20 protein-coding genes are annotated in these 21,227 nt (G+C 46.1%); 14 read left to right on the forward strand and 6 right to left on the reverse strand.

Annotation, left to right across the window (positions count from 1 at the left end; genetic code table 11):
* The first annotated feature begins 298 nt into the window (after positions 1-298).
* Positions 299-1,075: a Cof-type HAD-IIB family hydrolase gene (locus BM124_RS01460; RefSeq protein WP_093334885.1), complete on the forward strand. Its 777-nt coding sequence runs from the start codon at positions 299-301 to the stop codon at positions 1,073-1,075.
* Between the two features lie 17 nt (positions 1,076-1,092).
* Here the strand turns inward: BM124_RS01460 and def are convergent, their stop codons facing one another.
* Together def and BM124_RS01470 are read right to left on the reverse strand one after the other, a co-directional pair.
* Positions 1,093-1,641, reverse strand: coding sequence for a peptide deformylase (gene def / locus BM124_RS01465; RefSeq protein ID WP_093334886.1), 549 nt, complete (start codon positions 1,639-1,641; stop codon positions 1,093-1,095).
* A 163-nt stretch (positions 1,642-1,804) separates the two neighbouring features.
* Complete coding sequence (locus BM124_RS01470; protein ID WP_139217056.1) at positions 1,805-1,954, reverse strand: YjcZ family sporulation protein; 150 nt, start codon at positions 1,952-1,954, stop codon at positions 1,805-1,807.
* A gap of 233 nt (positions 1,955-2,187) precedes the next feature.
* Here BM124_RS01470 and BM124_RS01475 point away from each other — a divergent pair, with 233 nt between their 5' ends.
* The 5 genes from BM124_RS01475 (at position 2,188) to lpdA (ending at position 8,590) form a co-directional block, all read left to right on the forward strand.
* Entirely contained in the window at positions 2,188-2,865 is a 678-nt protein-coding gene (locus tag BM124_RS01475) for a YkyA family protein (RefSeq protein WP_170840906.1), read from the forward strand.
* A 902-nt stretch (positions 2,866-3,767) separates the two neighbouring features.
* Positions 3,768-4,811 (forward strand): pyruvate dehydrogenase (acetyl-transferring) E1 component subunit alpha, encoded by a 1,044-nt coding sequence (gene pdhA, locus BM124_RS01480; RefSeq protein ID WP_093335155.1) that lies wholly within the window; start codon positions 3,768-3,770, stop codon positions 4,809-4,811.
* A gap of 3 nt (positions 4,812-4,814) precedes the next feature.
* Complete coding sequence (locus BM124_RS01485) at positions 4,815-5,792, forward strand: alpha-ketoacid dehydrogenase subunit beta (RefSeq protein ID WP_093334889.1); 978 nt, start codon at positions 4,815-4,817, stop codon at positions 5,790-5,792.
* 97 nt (positions 5,793-5,889) lie between these two features.
* Positions 5,890-7,176 (forward strand): dihydrolipoamide acetyltransferase family protein, encoded by a 1,287-nt coding sequence (locus tag BM124_RS01490; protein ID WP_093334890.1) that lies wholly within the window; start codon positions 5,890-5,892, stop codon positions 7,174-7,176.
* 1 nt (position 7,177) lies between these two features.
* Positions 7,178-8,590 carry a dihydrolipoyl dehydrogenase gene (lpdA, locus tag BM124_RS01495; protein ID WP_093334891.1) on the forward strand — a complete coding sequence of 471 codons (1,413 nt, stop codon included), beginning with the start codon at positions 7,178-7,180 and terminating at the stop codon, positions 8,588-8,590.
* A gap of 469 nt (positions 8,591-9,059) precedes the next feature.
* On the opposite strand, the gene BM124_RS01500 is transcribed toward lpdA, so the two are convergent.
* The gene (locus tag BM124_RS01500) at positions 9,060-10,652 is read right to left on the reverse strand and encodes a glycine betaine uptake BCCT transporter (RefSeq protein ID WP_093334892.1); all 1,593 of its coding nucleotides are present in this window, start codon (positions 10,650-10,652) and stop codon (positions 9,060-9,062) included.
* Between the two features lie 371 nt (positions 10,653-11,023).
* On the opposite strand from BM124_RS01500, the gene BM124_RS01505 reads away from it, so the two are divergent.
* Genes BM124_RS01505 through BM124_RS01515 form a run of 3 tightly spaced genes read left to right on the forward strand, consistent with a single transcriptional unit; the run spans position 11,024 to position 13,204 of the window.
* Positions 11,024-11,899 (forward strand): polysaccharide deacetylase family protein, encoded by an 876-nt coding sequence (locus BM124_RS01505; protein WP_093334893.1) that lies wholly within the window; start codon positions 11,024-11,026, stop codon positions 11,897-11,899.
* 59 nt (positions 11,900-11,958) lie between these two features.
* Positions 11,959-12,915, forward strand: a complete 957-nt coding sequence (locus tag BM124_RS01510) for an NAD(P)H-dependent flavin oxidoreductase (protein WP_425288494.1) — start codon at positions 11,959-11,961, stop codon at positions 12,913-12,915.
* A gap of 10 nt (positions 12,916-12,925) precedes the next feature.
* A complete protein-coding gene (locus tag BM124_RS01515; RefSeq protein ID WP_093334895.1) occupies positions 12,926-13,204 on the forward strand; it encodes a UPF0223 family protein in 279 nt (92 codons plus the stop codon).
* A gap of 59 nt (positions 13,205-13,263) precedes the next feature.
* On the opposite strand, the gene BM124_RS01520 is transcribed toward BM124_RS01515, so the two are convergent.
* Positions 13,264-13,899 (reverse strand): YktB family protein, encoded by a 636-nt coding sequence (locus BM124_RS01520; RefSeq protein ID WP_093334896.1) that lies wholly within the window; start codon positions 13,897-13,899, stop codon positions 13,264-13,266.
* Positions 13,900-14,117: 218 nt separating this feature from the next.
* Between BM124_RS01520 and BM124_RS01525 the strand changes: the two genes are divergently transcribed.
* On the forward strand, positions 14,118-14,306 hold the full coding sequence (locus BM124_RS01525; protein ID WP_093334897.1) for a hypothetical protein: 189 nt from the start codon (positions 14,118-14,120) through the stop codon (positions 14,304-14,306).
* Between the two features lie 153 nt (positions 14,307-14,459).
* Positions 14,460-15,269 (forward strand): inositol monophosphatase family protein, encoded by an 810-nt coding sequence (locus BM124_RS01530; RefSeq protein ID WP_093334898.1) that lies wholly within the window; start codon positions 14,460-14,462, stop codon positions 15,267-15,269.
* A 37-nt stretch (positions 15,270-15,306) separates the two neighbouring features.
* Here the strand turns inward: BM124_RS01530 and BM124_RS18680 are convergent, their stop codons facing one another.
* A complete protein-coding gene (locus tag BM124_RS18680) occupies positions 15,307-15,480 on the reverse strand; it encodes a DUF5325 family protein (RefSeq protein WP_170840907.1) in 174 nt (57 codons plus the stop codon).
* A 152-nt stretch (positions 15,481-15,632) separates the two neighbouring features.
* Between BM124_RS18680 and typA the strand changes: the two genes are divergently transcribed.
* Both typA and BM124_RS01540 read left to right on the forward strand, forming a co-directional pair.
* On the forward strand, positions 15,633-17,474 hold the full coding sequence (gene typA, locus BM124_RS01535) for a translational GTPase TypA (protein ID WP_093334899.1): 1,842 nt from the start codon (positions 15,633-15,635) through the stop codon (positions 17,472-17,474).
* Between the two features lie 44 nt (positions 17,475-17,518).
* On the forward strand, positions 17,519-17,875 hold the full coding sequence (locus BM124_RS01540) for a YlaH-like family protein (protein WP_244504194.1): 357 nt from the start codon (positions 17,519-17,521) through the stop codon (positions 17,873-17,875).
* 383 nt (positions 17,876-18,258) lie between these two features.
* On the opposite strand, the gene BM124_RS01545 is transcribed toward BM124_RS01540, so the two are convergent.
* Positions 18,259-19,800: a BCCT family transporter gene (locus BM124_RS01545; protein ID WP_093334900.1), complete on the reverse strand. Its 1,542-nt coding sequence runs from the start codon at positions 19,798-19,800 to the stop codon at positions 18,259-18,261.
* 362 nt (positions 19,801-20,162) lie between these two features.
* Here BM124_RS01545 and BM124_RS01550 point away from each other — a divergent pair, with 362 nt between their 5' ends.
* Positions 20,163-21,206 (forward strand): ornithine cyclodeaminase family protein, encoded by a 1,044-nt coding sequence (locus BM124_RS01550; RefSeq protein WP_093334901.1) that lies wholly within the window; start codon positions 20,163-20,165, stop codon positions 21,204-21,206.
* Positions 21,207-21,227: the final 21 nt, after the last annotated feature.

Here is a 21,227-nt window from a genome sequence, read left to right on the forward strand (position 1 = left end):
GCCGGCTCCGGTTCCGGCTTGGCGGGCACGTCTTTAAAAAACGAACTTTAATGGCATCTATTCTTCATTATAAATCAAATTGGTGGAAGTAACCATAAAGAACTTTTGAATGTTCATCCGCGCCGCAAGTGTTCAATTATCAAATTGTAATGGAAATCTTTTCGTTTTTCAATAGAGCATCCATTTGTTCCACCTGTAAATAATGAATACGTGAAGCTGTGGGTTCGATATGTTACGATTAATATTGGATATGAGGGAGCGTATAATTAAACATAGAAAGCTGTAAGGTGATGCAGGCATGAAAAAACCATCCATTGTTTTTTTTGACATAGATGGCACTCTCTATACTAAAGAAATGACACTTCCCCCTTCTGCTAAGAAAGCGATTCAGGATTTAAAGGAAAATGGGGTGTATGTGGCGATCGCGACAGGCAGAGCGCCATTTATGTTTGAGTCGCTGCGTCAGGAACTCGGAATTGAAACATTTGTCAGTTTCAACGGATCTTACGTCGTTGCTGAGGGAGAGGTAGTGGATAAGAAACCATTAAAGTCCGAAGATGTGGGGCATCTTCATGTGGAAGCCGGTACCCGGGAACACGGGATGGTTTTTATGGACCATGAACAGGCAGCAGCAGATTCAGAAGAAAATGAGGACATATCCCGCGGCATGAATGATTTAAAACTGCCATACCCTCCGATGAACCGGAACTTTTATAAGGATCATGAAATTTATCAGGCCCTGTTGTTCTGCGGTCCGGATGCCGAAGAAAAGTACCGTGACACGTTTGACACGTTCCGTTTCGTACGCTGGCATCAACTGGCCGTAGACGTGGTACCTGTCGGTGGCTCGAAAGCGGAAGGAATCCAGGCGGCAGCAGCCCATCTTGGATTTTCCATGGACGAAACAGCGGCTTTTGGCGACGCGTTGAACGACGTGGAAATGTTGAAGGAAACCGGAATCGGTATTGCTATGGGCAACGCTCTGGAAGAAGTGAAACAGGCAGCGGACTTCGTCACTTCCCCGGTCTATGAAGACGGAGTGAAGCAGGGACTGGAACGAATCGGGCTGCTTTAAAAAAAGACGACGGAGGATCACAGCGCTCCGTCGTCTTTTTTATCTGTTTCCGGAATTTCTTCTTCGATGCGGTCATAAAACATAACACCATTTAAATGATCCAATTCATGCTGAAATACGATAGCAGGCAGGTCACGCAGCCGCAGGCGGACTTTTTCGCCTTCCAGGGTTGTCCCCTCCAGGGTGATGCGTTTATAGCGCGGTACATCTCCGGGAACCTCCCTGTCCACGGAAAGACAGCCTTCCCCGCCTTCAAGATGGGTCATTTCCACAGAATGTCTCGTGATTTTCGGGTTGAACAATCCGTAACTGTACAAGCGGTCTTTTTCATCCGTTACATGTACCGCAAACATCCGCTTGTTGATTCCAAGCTGCGGAGCGGCCAGTCCGACCCCGGAACGAAGGTCATACTTCTCCGCCATTTCAGGATCCTGGCTGTTCTGCAGGAACTCGAGCATTTCTTTTAATGTGTTTTTATCTTCCTCGGAAGGAGGCACTGGCACTTCTTCGGTAACTTTTCGAAGCGCAGGATGGCCCTCCCGTACAATATCATCCATCGTCAGCAAGATTGATCCCTCCGGTTGAGTCGTTATATACAGCTGTTGCACCCAATTATTTTACTTAGTATAACAGAAAAATGAAAGCGGCAAAAGCAGGCCGCCATTGTGCAGCACCCGCTCCTGTAAAAAAGGAGCTATTCTCTTGGAATAGCTCCGACGGCGGCTGGTTTTACTCTTTATAGCCGTAATCGGTTTTGGAAGCTCCTACAATAACAAGCAGAATGAAAAGCACTACAATCAATGCGAATGCTTTGCCTGCTCCTTTTCCTCCACTGCTGTAGCCGGCTGTCTGGTTTTGATTGTAGTAAGGCTGATACATCTGGTTACTGCCCCACATACTCATTCTCTCCTTTCCTTGTGATGCGCAAATTTAGGTCATCTCCCTTTCAACCTATGTCAAAAGCACAAAAATGAATGGGCCCCTGCCCATTATGAAGTTTATTGATTTAGTACAGGAGTTGTTTTATGATTGTGAGAGTAAGAATGAAATCAGGATAAAAAAATGTCACTGTACAGCAGTGAAATGGATATAACAGAGAGGAGAACAGATTGTTGATACATAGAAAGGTGTTCTATCTGTGTGCGGCTGCCGCCGTTTTTCTCGTGTTGAGTGCCTGTGGCGGAGGTGCCGCTGAACAGGCCTATACTCATCTGGAAGAAGCAGCAGCGCTCGAAGACGGTTTTGAAAAACAGCAGGACCCTATCATGAACCTGGAAGAAAAGGAACAGCAATTATATGAAGAAATGCTTTCTCTGGGGACGGAAAATATGGAACAAATTCAGTCGCTGGCCGAAGAGGCTGTTGGACTGGCTGAAGAACGGAAGCAACTGCTTCAGAAAGAAAAAGAAAGCATTGAGGCAGCATATGAGGAATATCAGATCGGGGCAGAACAGATGCAGCAGGTGCAGGGAGCCGGGGAACAAATCCAGGCTGTAGAAAAAGCGATGGAAAATCGTTATAACACCTATCAGGATCTTTACGAAAGCTATCAGAAAGCGGTCGAACAGGATATTTCCCTGTATCAGGCGTTCACGGATGAAGAACTGACCATCGAAGACCTTCAGAGCCGGATTGACAGTGTCAATAAACAGTACAGTTCAGTTGTGAAAAACAGGGATGCGTTCAACCGCTACACCGATAAATACAATGAAGCGAAACAAAATTTCTATGAAGCGGCGGAACTTGATATCAGCGGATCGGAATCAGAAGAAGCCCCGGACACAGAATAAGGCAAAAAGAAGGAGACCGGTCTGCAAGGGTCTTTATATCGTAAGAAAAGGAGGCTGTATTAAAAGATACAGTCCTTTTTGTATTGTATAAAGAATGTAAGCGCGGGCGGGAGCGGAAGACGCCAGCCTGCCAGGCAGCCTGCTTTATTAGCTTGGCCATTGACTTTTGGCTGCAGCTTTGTTCATCCGGGTGTGGACACTATCAGCAGAAAATAAGACTGTAGTGTCCACGGATCGCCGTTTCGTGGACACTACGCCGCTGAAATCCGGAATTAGTGGGTGCTGGTGGAAGACAATGGACACTAGCTGCCCCTGGGGAGAGTCTTAGTGTCCTTTCAACCCGCTTCCATGGACACTAAGCCGCCCCGCGGCATACATAGTGTCCACACTGCCACTGCCTCCAGGAACAACCCCAGCTTGACACCTTTTAAAATAATGTAGAAATACTCTGCTTCTTTAAGCTGTATTATAAAAACAATGGCTGCCTGAATCCGCTCTCAAAAAAGAAGTGCTGTTTACAGCGATTTTCAAATGATATATAACAGTTGCATGTCCAATCGGTTATATCTGGCGCCCCGAAACATCATAGAAACGTTTGAAGTAAAAGGATTGACGAATCTTTTTGAAGTGGTATATTCTTAAATCAGAGCAAGGTTGTTTCATTTTTTTTGAACTTTTACTGAAACAGTTGTATCATGAGAAGGAAGTCAGCATGGAAGTCAGCTTACACATCATAAGACGCTGAAAAAGAAAACATTCAGTCTGATGTTTTCAGGCGGTAATGGTTATCCTAGCTGTAGGAGAAAAGGTGCGCGTGTATCTTATTTCAACCATTGGAAGAAAGGAAGAGGTGAACATTAGTGGCTAGTAATACATTAGAACAGGCGGAAGGTCACTTTGAAATGTTTCAGGTTATGAACGAGGAAGGCGAAATTGTAAACGAGGATGCCTTTCCGGATCTTTCAGATGAAGATCTGCAGGAACTGATGAGAAGAATGGTGTATACAAGAATCTGGGATCAGCGTGCAGTATCGCTGAACCGTCAGGGACGTCTCGGCTTCTACGCCCCGGTTGCGGGACAGGAGGCATCGATGCTTGGGTCGCAGTATGCGCTCGAGCAGGATGACTGGATTGTACCGGGTTACCGCGATGTTCCTCAAATTGTCTGGCATGGATTTCCGCTTTATCAGGCTTTTCTGTTCTCACGCGGTCATTATCACGGCGGTCAGATTCCGGAAGAGTTGAACGTATTGTCCCCGCAGATTATTATTGGGGCTCAGATTGTACAGACAGCAGGTGTTGCCCTTGGTCTGAAAAAGAAAGAGAAAAACAGCGTAGCAATTACTTATACAGGCGACGGCGGAGCATCCCAGGGCGACTTTTATGAAGGGATGAATTTTGCCGGTTCGTTCAAGGCTCCGGCGATTTTTGTCGTGCAGAACAATCAGTTTGCCATCTCGGTTCCGGCTGACGCCCAGACGTCAGCGAAAACCATCGCACAAAAAAGTGTGGCAGCAGGTATACCGGGCAGACAGGTCGACGGCATGGACGTGCTGGCTGTATACGCAGCTACAAAAGATGCACGCGAACGCGGTCTTGCAGGCGACGGCCCGTCCCTTCTGGAGACACTCTGCTACCGTTACGGCCCGCATACAATGGCCGGCGATGACCCGACACGTTACCGCACCTCCGATATGGATGACGAGTGGGAAAAAAGAGATCCACTCGTGCGTCTGCGTAAGTATCTGGAGAATAAGGATCTCTGGTCTGAAGAGCGGGAGAACGAAGTAGTGGAAACGGCAAAAGAAGAGATCAAGGCTGCCATCAAGAAAGCTGATGACACACCGAAACAGAGTGTGTCGGATCTGATCGAAAATATGAACGAGGTGCTGCCTCCCAACTTGAAGGATCAGCTTGAAGAATACAGAGAGAAGGAGTCGAAGTAAGCTATGGCGCAAATGACAATGATTCAGGCAATAACCGATGCGATGCGTACGGAGCTGAAAAACGACGAAAACGTACTTGTTTTCGGGGAAGATGTGGGACAGTACGGGGGTGTATTCCGTGCAACGGAAGGCCTTCAGAGTGAATTCGGCGAAGACCGCGTGTTTGACACGCCGCTTGCTGAATCCGGCATCAGTGGATTGTCCATCGGGCTCAGCCTGACAGGCTTCCGCCCGGTCATGGAAATTCAGTTTTTTGGGTTTGTATTTGAAACAATGGATGGTATCAGCGGACAGATGTCAAGGCTACGCTACCGTTCCGGCGGTCACTACAACGCTCCGGTAACGGTGCGTTCCCCGTTCGGAGGCGGCGTAAAAACGCCGGAGCTGCATGCGGACAGTCTGGAAGGATTGATGGCACAATCTCCGGGGCTGCGGGTAGTGATTCCTTCTTCGCCATATGACGCGAAAGGACTCCTGATTTCATCCATCCGCGACAATGATCCGGTTGTATTTCTGGAACATATGAAACTGTACCGTTCGTTCCGCGAAGAAGTGCCGGAAGAAGAATACACTGTTGACCTTGATAAAGCAGCTGTGAAACGAGAAGGCAAAGATGTAACTATAGTGACGTACGGTGCTATGGTTCACACATCGCTCAAAGCCGCCGAACAGCTGGCCGAAGAGGGAATTGAAGCAGAAATTGTAGATCTCCGCACGATCAGCCCGATCGATGTGGATACCGTGCTGGAATCGGTCAAAAAGACCAACCGTGTCATTGTGGTGCAGGAAGCACAGAAACAGGCCGGCATCGCCAACCGTGTTGTGGCGGAGATCAATGAACATGCCATTCTGCATCTCGAGGCTCCGGTTCTGCGGGTAACGGCACCGGACACGGTCTTTCCGTTTGCAGCAGCGGAAGATATCTGGCTCCCGGATTACACAAATGTAGTGGAAAAAGCAAAAACCGTGGTGAATTTCTAAAAAACGGGAAGCTTATGATACAAACTGAAGAAGAAATAGGATTTCTTTTTCAGTTTGTTGTGTTTCAAGAAACGGATAAATAAAGGAGGCAGCCATAGTGGCTTTCAATTTCGAACTACCAGATATTGGGGAAGGCATCCATGAAGGTGAAATCGTAAAATGGTTCGTCCAGTCAGGCGACACTGTTCAGGAAGATGACGTCCTTTGTGAAGTGCAGAATGATAAGGCTGTTGTAGAAATTCCTTCGCCAGTGGAAGGCACCGTAAAGGATGTTAAAGCTGAAGAAGGAGCTACCGTCAATGTGGGAGACGTCATTCTGATCGTCGACGATGGCAGTGCTGACACTCCTTCAGATGAAGGCAGTGAAAAAGCGGGCACTGAAGAACAAAAAGAAGAAGAGGAACCAAAGCAGAGCGGCGGCGAAGAAGAGAGTTCCTCCGAGCCGGCAGCCGGCGGGGAAGATGACGATAAACGCGTCATAGCTATGCCTTCGGTTCGTAAATTCGCCCGTGAACAGGGAATCAACATTCAGGATGTAGAAGGCACCGGCAAAAACGGCCGCATTCTGAAAGAAGATGTAGAAGCGTACAAAGACGGCGGGCAGGCTTCCTCTGCAGCAGGAGAAGAGCAGAAAGAAGAAGCACCCGCCGCATCAGCTGGTGCACCGGCCCAGGATCAGCAGGCACTTGAAGAGCGTGTACCGATGAAGGGTATCCGCAAGTCCATTGCCAAAGCAATGGTGAATTCCAAGCACACAGCACCGCACGTTACGCACCATGACGAAGTGGATGTGTCCAATCTAGTGGCGAACCGGAAGAAGTTCAAGCCGGTTGCAGCTGAAAAAGATATTAAGCTGACGTATCTGCCGTATGTCGTGAAGTCACTTACTTCCGCTATTCGTGAGTTCCCGGTGCTTAATGCTTCGATTGATGATGAAAACGAAGAAATCGTCTACAAGAAGTACTTCAATATCGGTATCGCAGCAGACACGGATCAGGGACTTGTTGTACCGGTCGTAAAAGACGCCGACCGCAAGTCGATTTTCATGCTTGCTGATGAAATCAATGAACTTGCCGGCAAAGCACGGGACGGCAAGCTGAGCCCGGCTGAAATGAAAGGCGGCTCCGCCAGCATCTCCAACGTAGGTTCCGCGCAGGGGCAGTGGTTCACACCGGTTATCAATCATCCGGAAGTGGCTATTCTCGGAATCGGCCGGATTGAAGAAAAAGCGGTCGTTCGTGACGGAGAAGTTGTCATCCGCCCAATGCTTGCTTTATCCTTAAGTTATGACCATCGCCTGATTGACGGCATGACTGCCCAAAATGCCCTGAATCATGTGAAGCGTCTGTTGAATGATCCAGAATTACTAGTTATGGAGGGGTAAAATGGTAGTAGGAGATTTTCCAGAAGAAGTAGATACGCTTATTATTGGATCCGGTCCGGGAGGCTACGTTGCGGCAATCCGCGCGGCACAGCTTGGACAGTCCGTCACCATTGTTGAGAAAGACAACCTCGGCGGCGTCTGCCTCAACGTAGGCTGCGTGCCGTCCAAAGCATTAATTCAGGCCGGCCACCGTTATCATGAAGCGCAGTCCGGCGATGATATGGGGATTACTGCAGAAAATGTCAGTGTTGATTTCTCCAAAGTGCAGGAATGGAAATCAAGCGTCGTGCAGAAACTCACAGGCGGCGTTGATGGTCTTCTGAAGAGCAATAAAGTAAATATTGTCCGCGGGGAAGCTTATTTCTCCGACCGTGATGCGGTAAAAGTGTCCACGGATGACTACAATTCCCAGACATACAAATTCAAGAACTGCATCGTAGCAACAGGTTCCCGTCCTATTGAACTGCCTAATTTCAAATACAGCAGCCGTGTCATCAATTCAACAGGCGCGCTTGAGCTGGAAGACATTCCGCAGAAGCTTGTCGTTATCGGCGGCGGGTATATCGGAATTGAACTGGCCGGCGCCTATGCCAACCTCGGCACAGAAGTTACAGTGCTTGAAGGGGAAGAAAGAATTCTTACAGGCTTTGAAAAGCAGATGGCACAGCTCGTAAACAAACGTCTTAAAAATAACAATGTAACCATTGAAACAAAAGCATTCGCCCAATCTGTAGAAGAATCGGATGACGGCGTGCATATCAAAGCGGAAGTAAATGGAGAAGAAAAATCCTATGACGCTGATTATGTGCTTGTATCTGTAGGTCGTAAGCCCAATACCGATGAACTTGGTCTGGAACAGATCGGGGTCGACATCGACGATAAAGGTCTGATACAGGTGGACGAGCAGTGCCGCTCCACAAATGAGCAGATTTATGCAATCGGCGACATCGTCCCGGGTGCACCGCTTGCCCACAAGGCTTCTTATGAAGGAAAAGTAGCTGCTGAAGCTATCTCCGGAGAAGCGGCAGCAGTTGATTATCTTGCGATGCCTATGGTTGTGTTCTCTGATCCGGAACTGGCAAGTGTCGGCTACACGGAACAGGACGCCAAAGACGCAGGATATGACGTTACAGCTTCGAAATTCCCGTTCCAGGCTAACGGAAGAGCCCTCTCCCTTAATGACTCAGAAGGCTTCATGAAGCTTGTGACAAGAAAAGAAGACGGACTTGTCATCGGCGCCCAGATTGCCGGACCGAACGCTTCAGATATGATTGCAGAAGCAGGACTTGCGATTGAAGGCGGCATGACCGCTGAAGATCTTGCCATGACCATCCACGCTCATCCGACACTCGGAGAGATCACGATGGAAACAGCGGAAGTGGCGCTCGGACTTCCGGTCCATGTGACTAAATAGCGCCCGATATTCATCGGCGTCCGCAATATCCAGTGGAATTCGTGAAAATAAAGAGATCCGATTATCTAAACAAGATAGTCGGATCTTTTTTTTATAAGACAAAGTATCTTAGCTGATAAAGGGCAAAGCTTCCGGAGTTTCCCGCCAGGTTGATTCTCCATGCAGAAAAGAGACGGATTGGTCGAAGGAAAGACTTCCGGTACGTTATTACCGGCAGAAAATGTTGAACGCCCCATTCACAGCGCGTTACAGCTTCACACTTTGCTTTTACGAATCGCAAGGGGTTGAACAACACAGAAAGCAACATGTCCTTGTACTTGAGAGGAAAAGCAATGTATAGAAACGAAGAGGTATATCGGATCAAACAAAAACAGCCGAGCGATCTGCACGGATCGTTCGGCTGTTTTTCATCGTACTATCAAAGTTTTGTGACCGGCTTTATATCCGGGCTTCTATGATATTGTGTTTTTCATTTTTTGACTTTCTTCTTTAACTCTTCTTTTTCTTTCTTCAGTCGTTCTTTTTCTTCCCTTAACTTATTGCGCTCGGCCTGCAGCACCGCTTTGTCCGATTGAATAATACTGCGCTCACTTCTAAGAGATTTCAGGATGGAGATAACCATCAACAGCATGATGAACGTAAACGGCAGGGCTGCGATAATCATGGCTGTCTCCAAGCCGCCCAGACCTCCAAAATAAAGAAGAACCGCAGCGGAAGACGATTGAATAGCTCCCCATACCATCTTAACAGAGACAGGCGGATTCAGACTTCCGTTGGTTGTCTGCATGCCGAGAACAAATGTAGCGGAGTCCGCGGATGTGACAAAGAAAGAAACTATAAGCAGAATAGCCAGTGTCACCATGAAAGCAGAGAGAGGAAATTCGTTCAGCAGAGTGAAAAGGGCAAATTCATCCCCCTGATTTGACATAACCTCGTACAGTCCGCCTCCCATGGAAATGTTGGTAGAAATACCGGTTCCGCCGAAGACTGAGAACCACAACGCCCCGAACAGAGTGGGCACGGCTATGACGCCGAGCATAAACTCGCGGATGGTACGGCCTCTGGACACGCGGGCGATAAATGTACCAACAAACGGAGACCATGCAATCCACCACGCCCAGTAGAAAATGGTCCAGTTCTCCAGCCAGGCCCGGTCCCCGGAAAAGGCTGCTGTATTGAAACTCATGCTGGGCAGGTTTTGAATGTAACTGCCAAGTGTGGTCGTGAACACGTCAAACACGTATACTGTCGGCCCGACAGCAAGAAGAAAGAGCATCAAACCGATGGCAAGCACGATGTTGGTCATGCTTAAGATCCGTATTCCGCGGTTCAATCCTGTACCTGCGGAAAACAGATAAAGCACGGTGATGATGGCGATAATAATAAGCTGCGTGATAATATTGTTCGAAATGAAATCAAAAGTGAAACTTAAGCCGCCGGTTACCTGAGCGGCGCCGAAACCAAGGGAAGTCGCCACACCAAAAATTGTGGCAAAAACGACGATGACATCGACGGCCGTTCCATAAGGGCCGTCCATTCTGTTTCCAAACAGAGGACGCAGCGAAGCACTCACAACGCCGGGAGCGTCATGCCGGAATTTAAAGTAGGCAAGCGATAAAGCTACGATGGCATAAATCGCCCACGGATGGATTCCCCAATGGAAAAAAGAATATTGTAATGCTGCAGCGGCGGCAGCGTTTGTTTGAGGTTCCGCAGAGGGAGGGCCGTAGTAATGGTACAGCGGCTCAGCCACTCCCCAGAAAACAAGGCCTATTCCCATACCCGCGGTAAACAGAAACGCAAACCATGTAAAGTAACCATACTCCGGTTTCTCATCAGGTTTCCCAAGTTTTATTCTTCCGAAAGGGCTGAAAATTAAATAGATCGCAAAAATAACAAAAGCTGTAGCTGATAACAGATAAAACCATCCAAATTGTTTGGATATAAAGCTCTGAATCGAGCCGAGCACTTCATCTACGTTATCAGGAGCGAAAGCACCCCATACAATAAAAATGAGTGCAATAAAAAACGAGATGTAAAAAACGGGTGTAAGCTTTTTCATCTCCGGCAGAACCACCTTTCAAAGTAATAGTTAGTTAAAGATTGTGCTGCAGTGTGCCGGTACATGAAATGGAAAATCGGACCGCTGTACGGCCCGTATCGTAACATTTCTTTAAAATGCAATAAGATAGAAAGCATACGTTATTCATGTTCCGCTTATTATGTCTTTCTTGACGGAGAAGAAATGTTCCCTGTTCGTAAACCACAAAAATATTATAAACATGATTGAAAGTGGAATCAACCTAGAAATAATACGCTCAATCCCATGAGAACAGTAGATAGAGTGGTCTTTCTATAAAAACTCATACTCTGGAATGATCCCGGTATGGAAATATTTCTGGTAAAATAAAATCAAAAATGGGGGAGTTACATATGAAAAAAATAATGGCAGCGGTCTGTTTTCTTTTATTGGGGGCCTGCGGTCTGAATGCAGAAGATGCTGCATCCGATACCGAAACAAATCAGACAAAAACCGGAGAAGAAAGAAGCAGCACAGACAATCCTAAAAAAGACGAGAAGGAAGCACCTCAAAAGAAGGAATCAGAGAAGAAAGCAGAGGATAAGAAAAACGACGAAAAGCAGACGGAGGAGGAAAAGGAAAATGCCTCCCCTTTATATGAAGTGAACCCTGCTGACTCCTCCCTGGATCCGGTGAACAAAGAAGCCGATCCAAAGAAAGTACTGGTAACGATTGATGATGCGCCGGATACATACAGTGTAAAGATGGCAAAAACGTTGTCGAAAGAAGGCGTGCCGGCTGTATTCTTTGTGAATGGTCATTTTCTGAACGATCAACAAGGAAAAGAAAAGCTGAAAAAAATAGCCGATATGGGATTTGAAATAGGAAATCACACGATGACACACGCCAATGTTTCCGAGTTATCGAGTGCAGAGCTCAAACAGGAAATTGGTGCGTTAAATAAAAAAATCGAGGATGTTACCGGAGAAACACCTGAATTTTTCAGAGCCCCTTTTGGAGACAACTCAGAAAAAAGCAAAGCATTTATAAAGGATCAAGGCATGACCTGGATGAACTGGAGCTACGGTTATGACTGGAATGCCAAGTATCAAAACGCCAAGGCCTTAACGGATATTATGGTTAACACAAAACTTCTCGGAAATGGATCCAATCTTCTTATGCATGATAGAGAGTGGACGAAGGAGGCTCTGGACGATATTATTAAAGGGCTGCGTGAAAAAGGATACGGCTTTATTGATCCTGACCACATAAAGAATAGTGCAACATAAGTAAAAAGATAAAACGGAAGGTATTTTGTTAAGCAGTATAGAAACGGGGGGGCAGCTTGATGCTAAAAACAAGTATAACGGAGCTGTTGAACATTCGTTATCCGATCATTCAGGGCGGCCTCGCTTATCTGGCTTATTCTGATTTAGCTTCTGCCGTTTCCAATTCGGGGGGGCTTGGTCAGATTACAGCTATGTCTCTGCCGGATGTACAGGCATTAAAACAGGAAATCCGCCGTGTCAGACAACTGACCAGTGCTCCGTTTGGGGTTAATATTGCCATCGGAAGAGGAGTGCGTCCTTATGAGGAAATGGTGAAAGCAGCTGTTTTTGAGGAGGTGGATGTTCTGTCCATCACCGGTGGTAATCCGGTGCCGGTGCTTGATATGCTGAAAGGAACCAACATAAAAGCCCTTGTATTGACTGCTTCTATACGGCAGGCTGTAAAAGCGGAAGAAGCGGGAGCGGATGCTGTTATGATCGTAGGCCGGGAAGGCGGCGGCCATGTAGGGCGCGATGATACCGGGACAATGGTACTCGTGCCGCAAGTCGTTGATCGTGTCTCTATCCCTGTGATTGCCTCCGGCGGTATCTCGGATGGACGTTCCATGATGGCCGCCATGGCTCTCGGAGCAGAAGGTGTCGAAATGGGAACAAGATTTATTGCTGTAAAAGAATGTGTACATGCCCATCCTGCATATCAGCAGGCGCTGACAGAAGCAGCAGAAACCGACACCGTTGTGATCAAAGAATCGATCGGAGCACCGGGGCGGGTATTAAAGAATGAGTGGACAAAGACAATTCTGGCGAAGGAACAGGTTTCTCCGTCGTTTGAAACACTCCGCCCCTATATCGGAGCAGAAGCGAACAAAGCCTTTATTTACGATGGAAAAGATGAGGACGGTTTCGGCTGGGCTGGTCAGGTTACAGGTCGTATCCACGACATCCCGTCTGTACAGGAACTGTTTGACCGCATAGTCGAAGAGACGGAACAAGTGAAAGAACGATGGAACAGATAGGAGGGTCATGATGGAGGAAGAATATCCAATGCCTTTTTCGCTGGAATGGACGAAAGAGGAAATTATTGATGTGATGGAGTTTTTTCAGGTCATAGAAGAGGCGTACGAAAAACCGGTACGTAAGGAGACAGTATTGGCGAAGTACCGTCGCTTTAAACAAATTGTTCCTTCCAAGTCCGAAGAAAAGCAGTATTTCAGGGATTTTGATGAAAAGGCCGCCGTGTCGTGCTGGAAAACGGTGCAGCAGGCAGAGAAACAGGAGGCGGGGGAGGCCTTCAAAATGATATAACATACGGCCGGTCTCCGACATCCGGCCGCACGTACATCTTTTCCCTCAAACCGCCGCGGTCAGGAAGGCGTTTCTCCGAGAGAGAGTTGATACAGCGGGAGAAGGGTTTCAAATGTTTTTTGTGCTTCCTCAAGAAAGGCATCCCCATCTTCAAGCAGGGGATCATTCTTATCAATGTGTCTGCCGACAAGGAACTCTCCTTTTTTGACATCGCGGAAGCGTTCCAGCGATGCGGTAATATCAGCGCTGCTGCTTTTTTTCAGGGAGAACGCATCCTTTGTCGTGTGATCAAGGGAGATAACATAATGGTCCGGGAGATTTTCTATGGTCTCCTGGTGCTGTAGAAACCGTTCCGCGGTTTCCGCCTTCTCCGGCATTTCATAGATGCAGGCGAACCATAAAAACACGTGATCATCAAACAGCCCGACCTGGAAGTGGGGGCGCTTTTTATACCCTTTTTTACTGTCCGCCAATGCAAGCCATGTATCGGTGGGCGGGTTTTTGGTGCGCCTGGCGTGTTTGGCGATGTGAAGATGCATTTCCATACTGAGCATGACAGATAATTCATCGGTCAAGTAACTGCCGATGGCTGAAAATTTCGGCTGGATTCTGTTTCGGATGGCTTCCATTCGTTCATCGAGATCGTCAATGAAAAATGTTTCAAAGTCCGAGGGCCTGAATCCTTGAAATGGCATGATGAAACTCTCCTTTCTAATGTCATGTTCCATATTATCCTCTTTACCCAAAGAAAATCAAACATATTCTTTATCATTTCAAGAGTTGTATCGTTTGAAAATAGTGAAACATATGGTATAATATCAGAAACATAATACTCAGAATATTTCGTTAAGGTTGCAGTCAACCGTCAGAAGGCCCGTGAGACATCGAAACAAATAAAGGGGTGTGGGTGGCCATGGAACAAGTAATGCAGACATTGAAAAGAACTGACGCTGAAGAAAGAATCGCCGTCCTCCGCATGGAAATCGATTACGAACTGGCAGGACTTTATGATGCCATGGTGGAAGGTAATATTGATAAAAGCAGTGAGTACAAAGAAAGTCTTGAGCAGCTGAGGCTGGAGCTCATCCGGCTGGAAGCATAACAAAACAAAGAACACGAAAATAGAAACAAAAAGACCGGAAAGAATAAACAGCTCTTCCGGTCTTATTCAAAACATGCAGCCTGCCGAGCAGGCTGTGTTTTTTTTATCCTGCATATGCGATAATGGAAAGCAGATGAACACAGGAGGACTTACATGAATGAAAACTGGGACGATATAAAAAATCAAGCGGTTAAATGGGTGGAGGAAGCAGGGAAAATGCTGAAGGAATCTCTGTATAAACAACTGGACATCCATACGAAATCCAACCCAAATGATCTTGTGACGGAAATGGACTATAAAGTGGAACGTTTATTGAAAGAACGGATTGAAAAGTCCTACCCTGATCATAAAATCATGGGAGAAGAAGAAGCAGGACGACACATAGAATCGACCAATGGTGTGATGTGGCTCATTGATCCCATTGACGGCACCACCAATTTTATACATCAGAAATTCAATTTTGCGATATCACTCGCTGTAGTGGAAAACGGAATAGGAAAAATAGGCATCGTTTATAATGTCATGCAGGATGAGTGGTTTACCGCCGTTTCCGGACAGGGTGCGTACCTTAACGAGAGGAAGCTGAGGCAGACGCAGCCCGTTACGCTCCAAGAGGCCGTTCTTGGACTGAACGGCCGCTGGCTCGCAAGGGAAAAGCGGGCGGATGAACAATCCCTTCATCATATGGTACGACGTTCAAGGAGCGTTCGTTCTTACGGTGCAGCAGCGATTGAACTTGCCTATGTCGCCTGCGGCCGGCTGGACTGTTACATCAGTTTTCGTTTGTCTCCGTGGGACTATGCGGCAGGGCTTGTATTATTGAAAGAAACAGGCCACCTGATTTCAACATTTCAAAACGAAGGGGTGCCGCTGTTGAAACCAAGCAGTATTGCCGCTTCAAGACCGGGCCTTCATGATGAACTCCTTCACTACCTATATGATCATAAAGGATTTGACTACTGATCACTTCCTGATTTTATGCAGGATAAGGGCACTGTGCCTACCGGCTGGATCCGGCGCGCAATCTTCTGGCCGCGGCATAGGAAAGACCAAGACCGAGCGCACAGCAGATGGCAATAAGTAAGGATTTCTCTGCCACCGCAATGCCGAAGGACGCCGTTGATAAAGCGGCGATAACCGCAAGGATAAGATAACTCCATTTTATCTCTTTCATATTGTCACCTTCTATCATCAGAATGTTCACTTCCCAGTGTACAGCGAAACATCAGCGGTGAAAACCTGAAATGTTTGTGCAGTACGATATGGTTTATGATACAATAGATAAGTTGAAAAAGGAACGCATAGAATAGGAGCGGTGAAAAAATTATGGCAGTACGCAATGATTTAAGAAACATCGCCATGATCGCTCACGTCGATCACGGTAAGACAACGATAGTGGATGAGTTCCTGAAACAGTCGGGAACATTCCGCGAACATGAGCAGGTAGACGAACGGGCGATGGATACAGATGATATAGAAAAAGAGCGCGGTATTACGATTCTTGCCAAGAATACAGCTGTGCGCTATAAGGATACACGGATCAATATTATGGACACCCCGGGTCACGCCGACTTCGGCGGTGAAGTGGAACGTATTCTGCAGATGGTGGACGGTGTCCTTCTTGTGGTGGATGCCTACGAAGGATGTATGCCGCAGACAAGATTTGTACTGAAAAAAGCACTTGAACAAAAGCTGACTCCGCTCGTCGTGCTTAACAAGATTGACCGGGATATGGCACGTCCGGGTGAAGTGGTCGATGAAGTGCTGGATCTCTTTATCGAACTCGGCGCCGATGAAAATCAGCTGGATTTTCCAGTGGCGTATGCTTCTGCGATCAACGGGACGGCAAGTACGGATCCTTCCAAACAGGACAGCGGCATGGATGTACTTTTTGAGATGATTGTTAATAATGTGCCGGCTCCTGTAGACAACAGTTCAGAGCCCTTTCAGTTCCAGGTCACAATGCTTGACTATAACGAGTACCTCGGACGTATCGGAGTCGGTCGTGTCTTCCGTGGAACGATTCAGACTGGAGACCAGGCCGTCCTCATAAAACGGGACGGCACCGTGAAGAAATTCCGTGTATCCAAACTGTTTGGGTTTATGGGATTGAAACGGGTGGAAATCGACAAAGGGCAGGCCGGTGATTTAATCGCTATTGCCGGGGTGGAAGATATCAACGTCGGCGAAACGATCTGTCCGGCGGATTATGAAGATCCACTTCCGCGGCTGCGCATCGACGAGCCGACGCTGCAGATGACGTTTCTCGTAAACAACAGTCCTTTTGCAGGCCGTGAAGGAACGTTCATTACGAGCCGCAAGCTTGAAGAACGACTCCTCACCCAGCTTGAGACAGACGTGAGTCTGAAAGTGGAAAACACCGAGTCACCTGATGTATGGACCGTTTCTGGACGCGGTGAGCTTCACCTATCTATTTTGATCGAAAACATGCGCCGCGAGGGCTATGAACTTCAGGTGTCCAAGCCGGCGGTTATTGTAAAAGAAATTGATGGTGTATTGTGTGAACCGGTCGAGCGGGCGCAGATTGATGTACCTGAAGACTACACCGGTAACGTCATGGAAGGTCTCGGCGAACGTAAAGGCGAAATGCTGGATATGGTGAACAACGGCGATGGACAGGTTAGAATGGATTTTCTTGTTCCATCCCGCGGTCTTATTGGCTACTCGACGGAATTCATGGCGCAGACGAAAGGATACGGCATCCTGAACCACAGTTTCGACGGCTATCAGAAAATGCACACCGGACAGGTGGGTGGACGCCATCAGGGAGCCCTCGTTTCCATGGAAGACGGCAAAGCGACACCATACGGTATGATGCAGGTGGAAGATCGTGGTACACTGTTTGTAGAACCGGGAACAGAAATTTATTCCGGTATGCTTGTAGGGGAACATTCCCGCGAGAACGATATAACGGTTAATATTACGAAAGAAAAACACCTGACCAACGTCCGCTCCGCAACGAAGGATACCACGGTAACGATGAAACGTCCCCGTGTGTTGACGCTTGAAGAAGCGCTTGAGTTTCTGAATGACGATGAATATTGTGAAGTAACGCCGGAATCCGTCCGTCTCCGGAAGAAGATACTGGACAAGAGCACCCGTGAACGCGAAGAAAAAAGAAAGAAACAGGAAAACAAAAATCCTTAACCTGACTGGATAGATGAAACAGGAGAGAGGAAAGGTGAAAGAATATGTACGCAGCCGCTGCTTCCTTAAATGAGATTAACGTAACAAAAGAACAGCTGAGCTGGTTTGCCGGAGTTTTAAACGTTCATGAAGCGCCGATCACTGGTTTCTGGCTGATGTATGCTGCAGTGGTTGTGATGTGCATTATTGTTTACAATCTCGGGTTCGCACGCAGACTGCCGCTGTTGAAAAATGCAGTCGTGTATACCGTTATGTTAATCGGCACCTTTCCTCTTACCATTTTTGCCTTCGGTATGCCTGTTGTGGAATCCTTACTGGCCGCTGCCGCCGTGCTTGGCATTTATAAAATCAGGCTCCGCCGTTATAAAAAAGAAAAACAGGAAAATGCAACAACTTCTTAACTAAAAGAAGCTGTTCAGTGGAGTGAAACAACAAAAGTTTTCTTGAGAAAGTATGAATGGAACTCGAATTCAGCTGGTTTTCAAGCAGTCCCACCAAATCAAGGATCAATTTTATATAGGACATGTCCATTTCACCCTGCGCGGGCGAAATGGGCATGTCCTATTTTTTTGCACAATGATAGAAAATAGTCCATTCGATTTTATTTATATTCCTGTTCAGCCTTTACATGATGACAAGATAAAAAAGAAGAGAGGGCAGGGAAGCGCCGGTAAAACGGATCGAAAAAGAAATTATTCAGCGTACCTTGTACACGGCCTGCTGAATAATCTCCACTCAACCTTAGGAAAACGGTGGACTTTCCACCACTGGGGTAACCCATTTTTTATTCAACCATGTTCTGCATGGTTTCCCCATGTTTAGTATTAGTTTGTACTGCTTCCTTCTTAAATTCTTTCCGCATTGCTTTTACTATCGACCAACATATAAAAATTAAGATAATAGAAAAAGGACTGGCTACGACAATGGAGATGGTCTTTACTGCATCCAGCCCCCCCGCTAACAAGAAAACGGTAGCGGATCCGGCGATAATGATTCCCCAAGTTATTTTGATTTTGTTTGATGGATGAAGGTCTCCATTGCAGCTTAACATTCCCAGCACAAATGTAGCGGAGTCCGCTGAGGTAATAAAGTAGGAAAAAATAAGCATTAGTGCCACAATACTTAAGATCGAACCTAAGGGAAGGTTACTTAAAAACGCAAATAAAGCTCCGTTAACATTAGCGTTTATACTTTCTGCCAGCGCAATGTTGCCTAAATCATGAATGAGGTGGATGGCACTTCCTCCGAGAACGGAAAACCAAATAAACGATATAAAAGAAGGGACTAATAAAACACATAAAATAAATTCTTTAATGGTTCTCCCCTTTGAAACCCTTGCAATAAAGGATCCTACAAAGGGAGCCCAGGAGGTCCACCAGGCCCAGTAAAATATGGTCCAATTCCCTATCCAGGTATTAGCTTCACCATTAAAAGGTTCCATCCGCAGACTCATTGGCACAAGACTGCCCAGATAACTTCCGGTTGAGCTGATCAGTATTTCAAATATTTGTTTAGTAGGGCCGATGAATAATACAGAAAGAGTTAGGACGATTAACAGCAGCATGTTAAGGTTCGATAAGTATTTAATGCCGCGGTCAATCCCTGAACATGAAGAAATAATGAATAGTAAAAAGGCAAAACCGATAACCAGAAGTTGAACGAGCAATGTATTCGGTATCCCCCACTGTGCATTCATCCCGCTGGTGATTTGCAGTGCACTTAATCCGAACGTACTAGCAACCCCAACAGCGGTAATAAAAACGGAAAGCATATCTATTGTTTTACCAGCAGGACCGTTAATTCTGTCACCTATCAATGGATGGAAAATGGAGCTTATGGAAGAGGGAAAGCCTTTACGGAAATGAAAATATGCTAAACCAAGAGCTACAATTCCGTAGAGAGCCCAGGGATGTAATCCCCAATGAAAAAACGTATACTGCATAGCGACGGACGCAGCTTCCCCTGTTGATCCTTCTCCATAAGGTGGTGTTGTATAGTGACCGACAGGCTCAGCACCCCCCCAAAAAACCAAACCAACTCCCATTCCGGCACTAAACAGCATCGTAATCCATGAAAATGTGCTATAAGAGGGTTTATCTGCGTCCTTCCCTAAACGGATCTGCCCATACCTTGAAAACATTAAATAGAGACAAATGAATACAAAACCAGCACCAATAAGCAGATAAAACCAGTTAAAGTACGTAACTGCAATATCTAAAAAGGATGATGCTTTCTGCCCCAGCCAATCATTGTAGACAACTCCGATAATGACAAATAAAAGACTCAATAATAAAGAAATTGTAAGAACACTGTTTCCTTTAAACAAAAAATCCCCTCCTTATTTTTGTGGTACCCGGGATACATACTCAACAACATAAACAACTCTGTGAAAGTGTAATGAACATTATTGAAACCGCTTGCATAAATTTTATTAATCGTGATTATAACATAACCATGATGCAAAACAAGGATATAAATTTAGAAAAATGAAAATAAATAAAGTATTGCGAATTTATATTATCACGATTATAATATAATCAAAATTAGTAATCGTGATTACTTTTATAAGTCATCAGCAAATGAAAAGTATGATCGATTCGAAAGGGGGGCTGTAAAAAAGGAAATGCAGGAAAGCAGCTGTATTAATAAACGGAGACTTAACAAAAAGGTAGGGAGTGTGTCATTAAAATGAATAATTCCAGTAAAGAAGTAAATGTTTTGTGGTTGTCTCAAGAGGAATGTATCGAAGGTGGAGCAAAAGATATGGATATGATTCTGGAGTATGTAGAGAAAGTAAATTTATGGCTGGCGGAAGATAAAATTGTTGAACCGGAACTATTACATTTACTCTGGGAAGAAGGTAATTACTCCGGCAAGCGGATCGGGGTCCATGCTGCTCTCCTCCAATCTGAAGAAATGCGTGTTGCTGCGGTGAAAGGTATACCAAGTAATCCTTTAAATCCGGTTGAAAGACAAACACCACGATCCAACGGTATGATTATTCTTTATAACGAGGACACAGGGTACCCTTTTGCTGTTATGGACGACACAATTGTAAGCGCTTTACGAACTGGTGCCTCAAGTGCTCTGGGAGCAAAATATCTTGCCCGTCCTGAATCGGAAATTCTCGGATTGGTAGGTTGCGGTGTTATTCAAAACGCGCACATTGAAGCGACAAGTAAAGTGATGAAAAATATAAAAACGGTACGATTGTATGATGTTGACAAGGATCGTGCGGAAAATTTTGCTTCCAGATGGAGTCATTTAGGGTATAACTTCGAAATCTGCAGTAACGTTAAAGACGCCGTAGCTGATTCAGATATTGTATATACAGCAACAAATGTGAATGTAGGTAATGAATACATTCCTAAAGAATGGATAAAAAAAGGTTCTTTCCATTCTGGAGTTTCTATGTGGGATCATAAAGATGAAGCTGTTCTGCAGGGTTTTAATAAATACTGTATGGACTATAAACTCCGCTTAAATGATGACAAGTATCCTTTATCAGAGTTAACAAAGTCAGGCGACCTTGATTCGTCCGATATTACTGAGCTGGGCCAGGTTATAAAAGGAAATACGGTTTGCCGGGAGAATGAAGAAGACAGCATCTTTTTTGTGACGCTCGGGATATGTGCAACGGATACAGCAAACAGTTATCGAATTTATCAAAATGCGAGAGAACGCGGAATAGGTACGGAAGTGAAATTGTGGTCTGAGCCTGCTATGTACTAAGTTCTTTTAGGAGGTGTATAA

The sequence above is a fragment of the Salibacterium halotolerans genome (assembly GCF_900115625.1).
Taxonomy (GTDB): Bacteria; Bacillota; Bacilli; order Bacillales; family Marinococcaceae; genus Salibacterium; species Salibacterium halotolerans.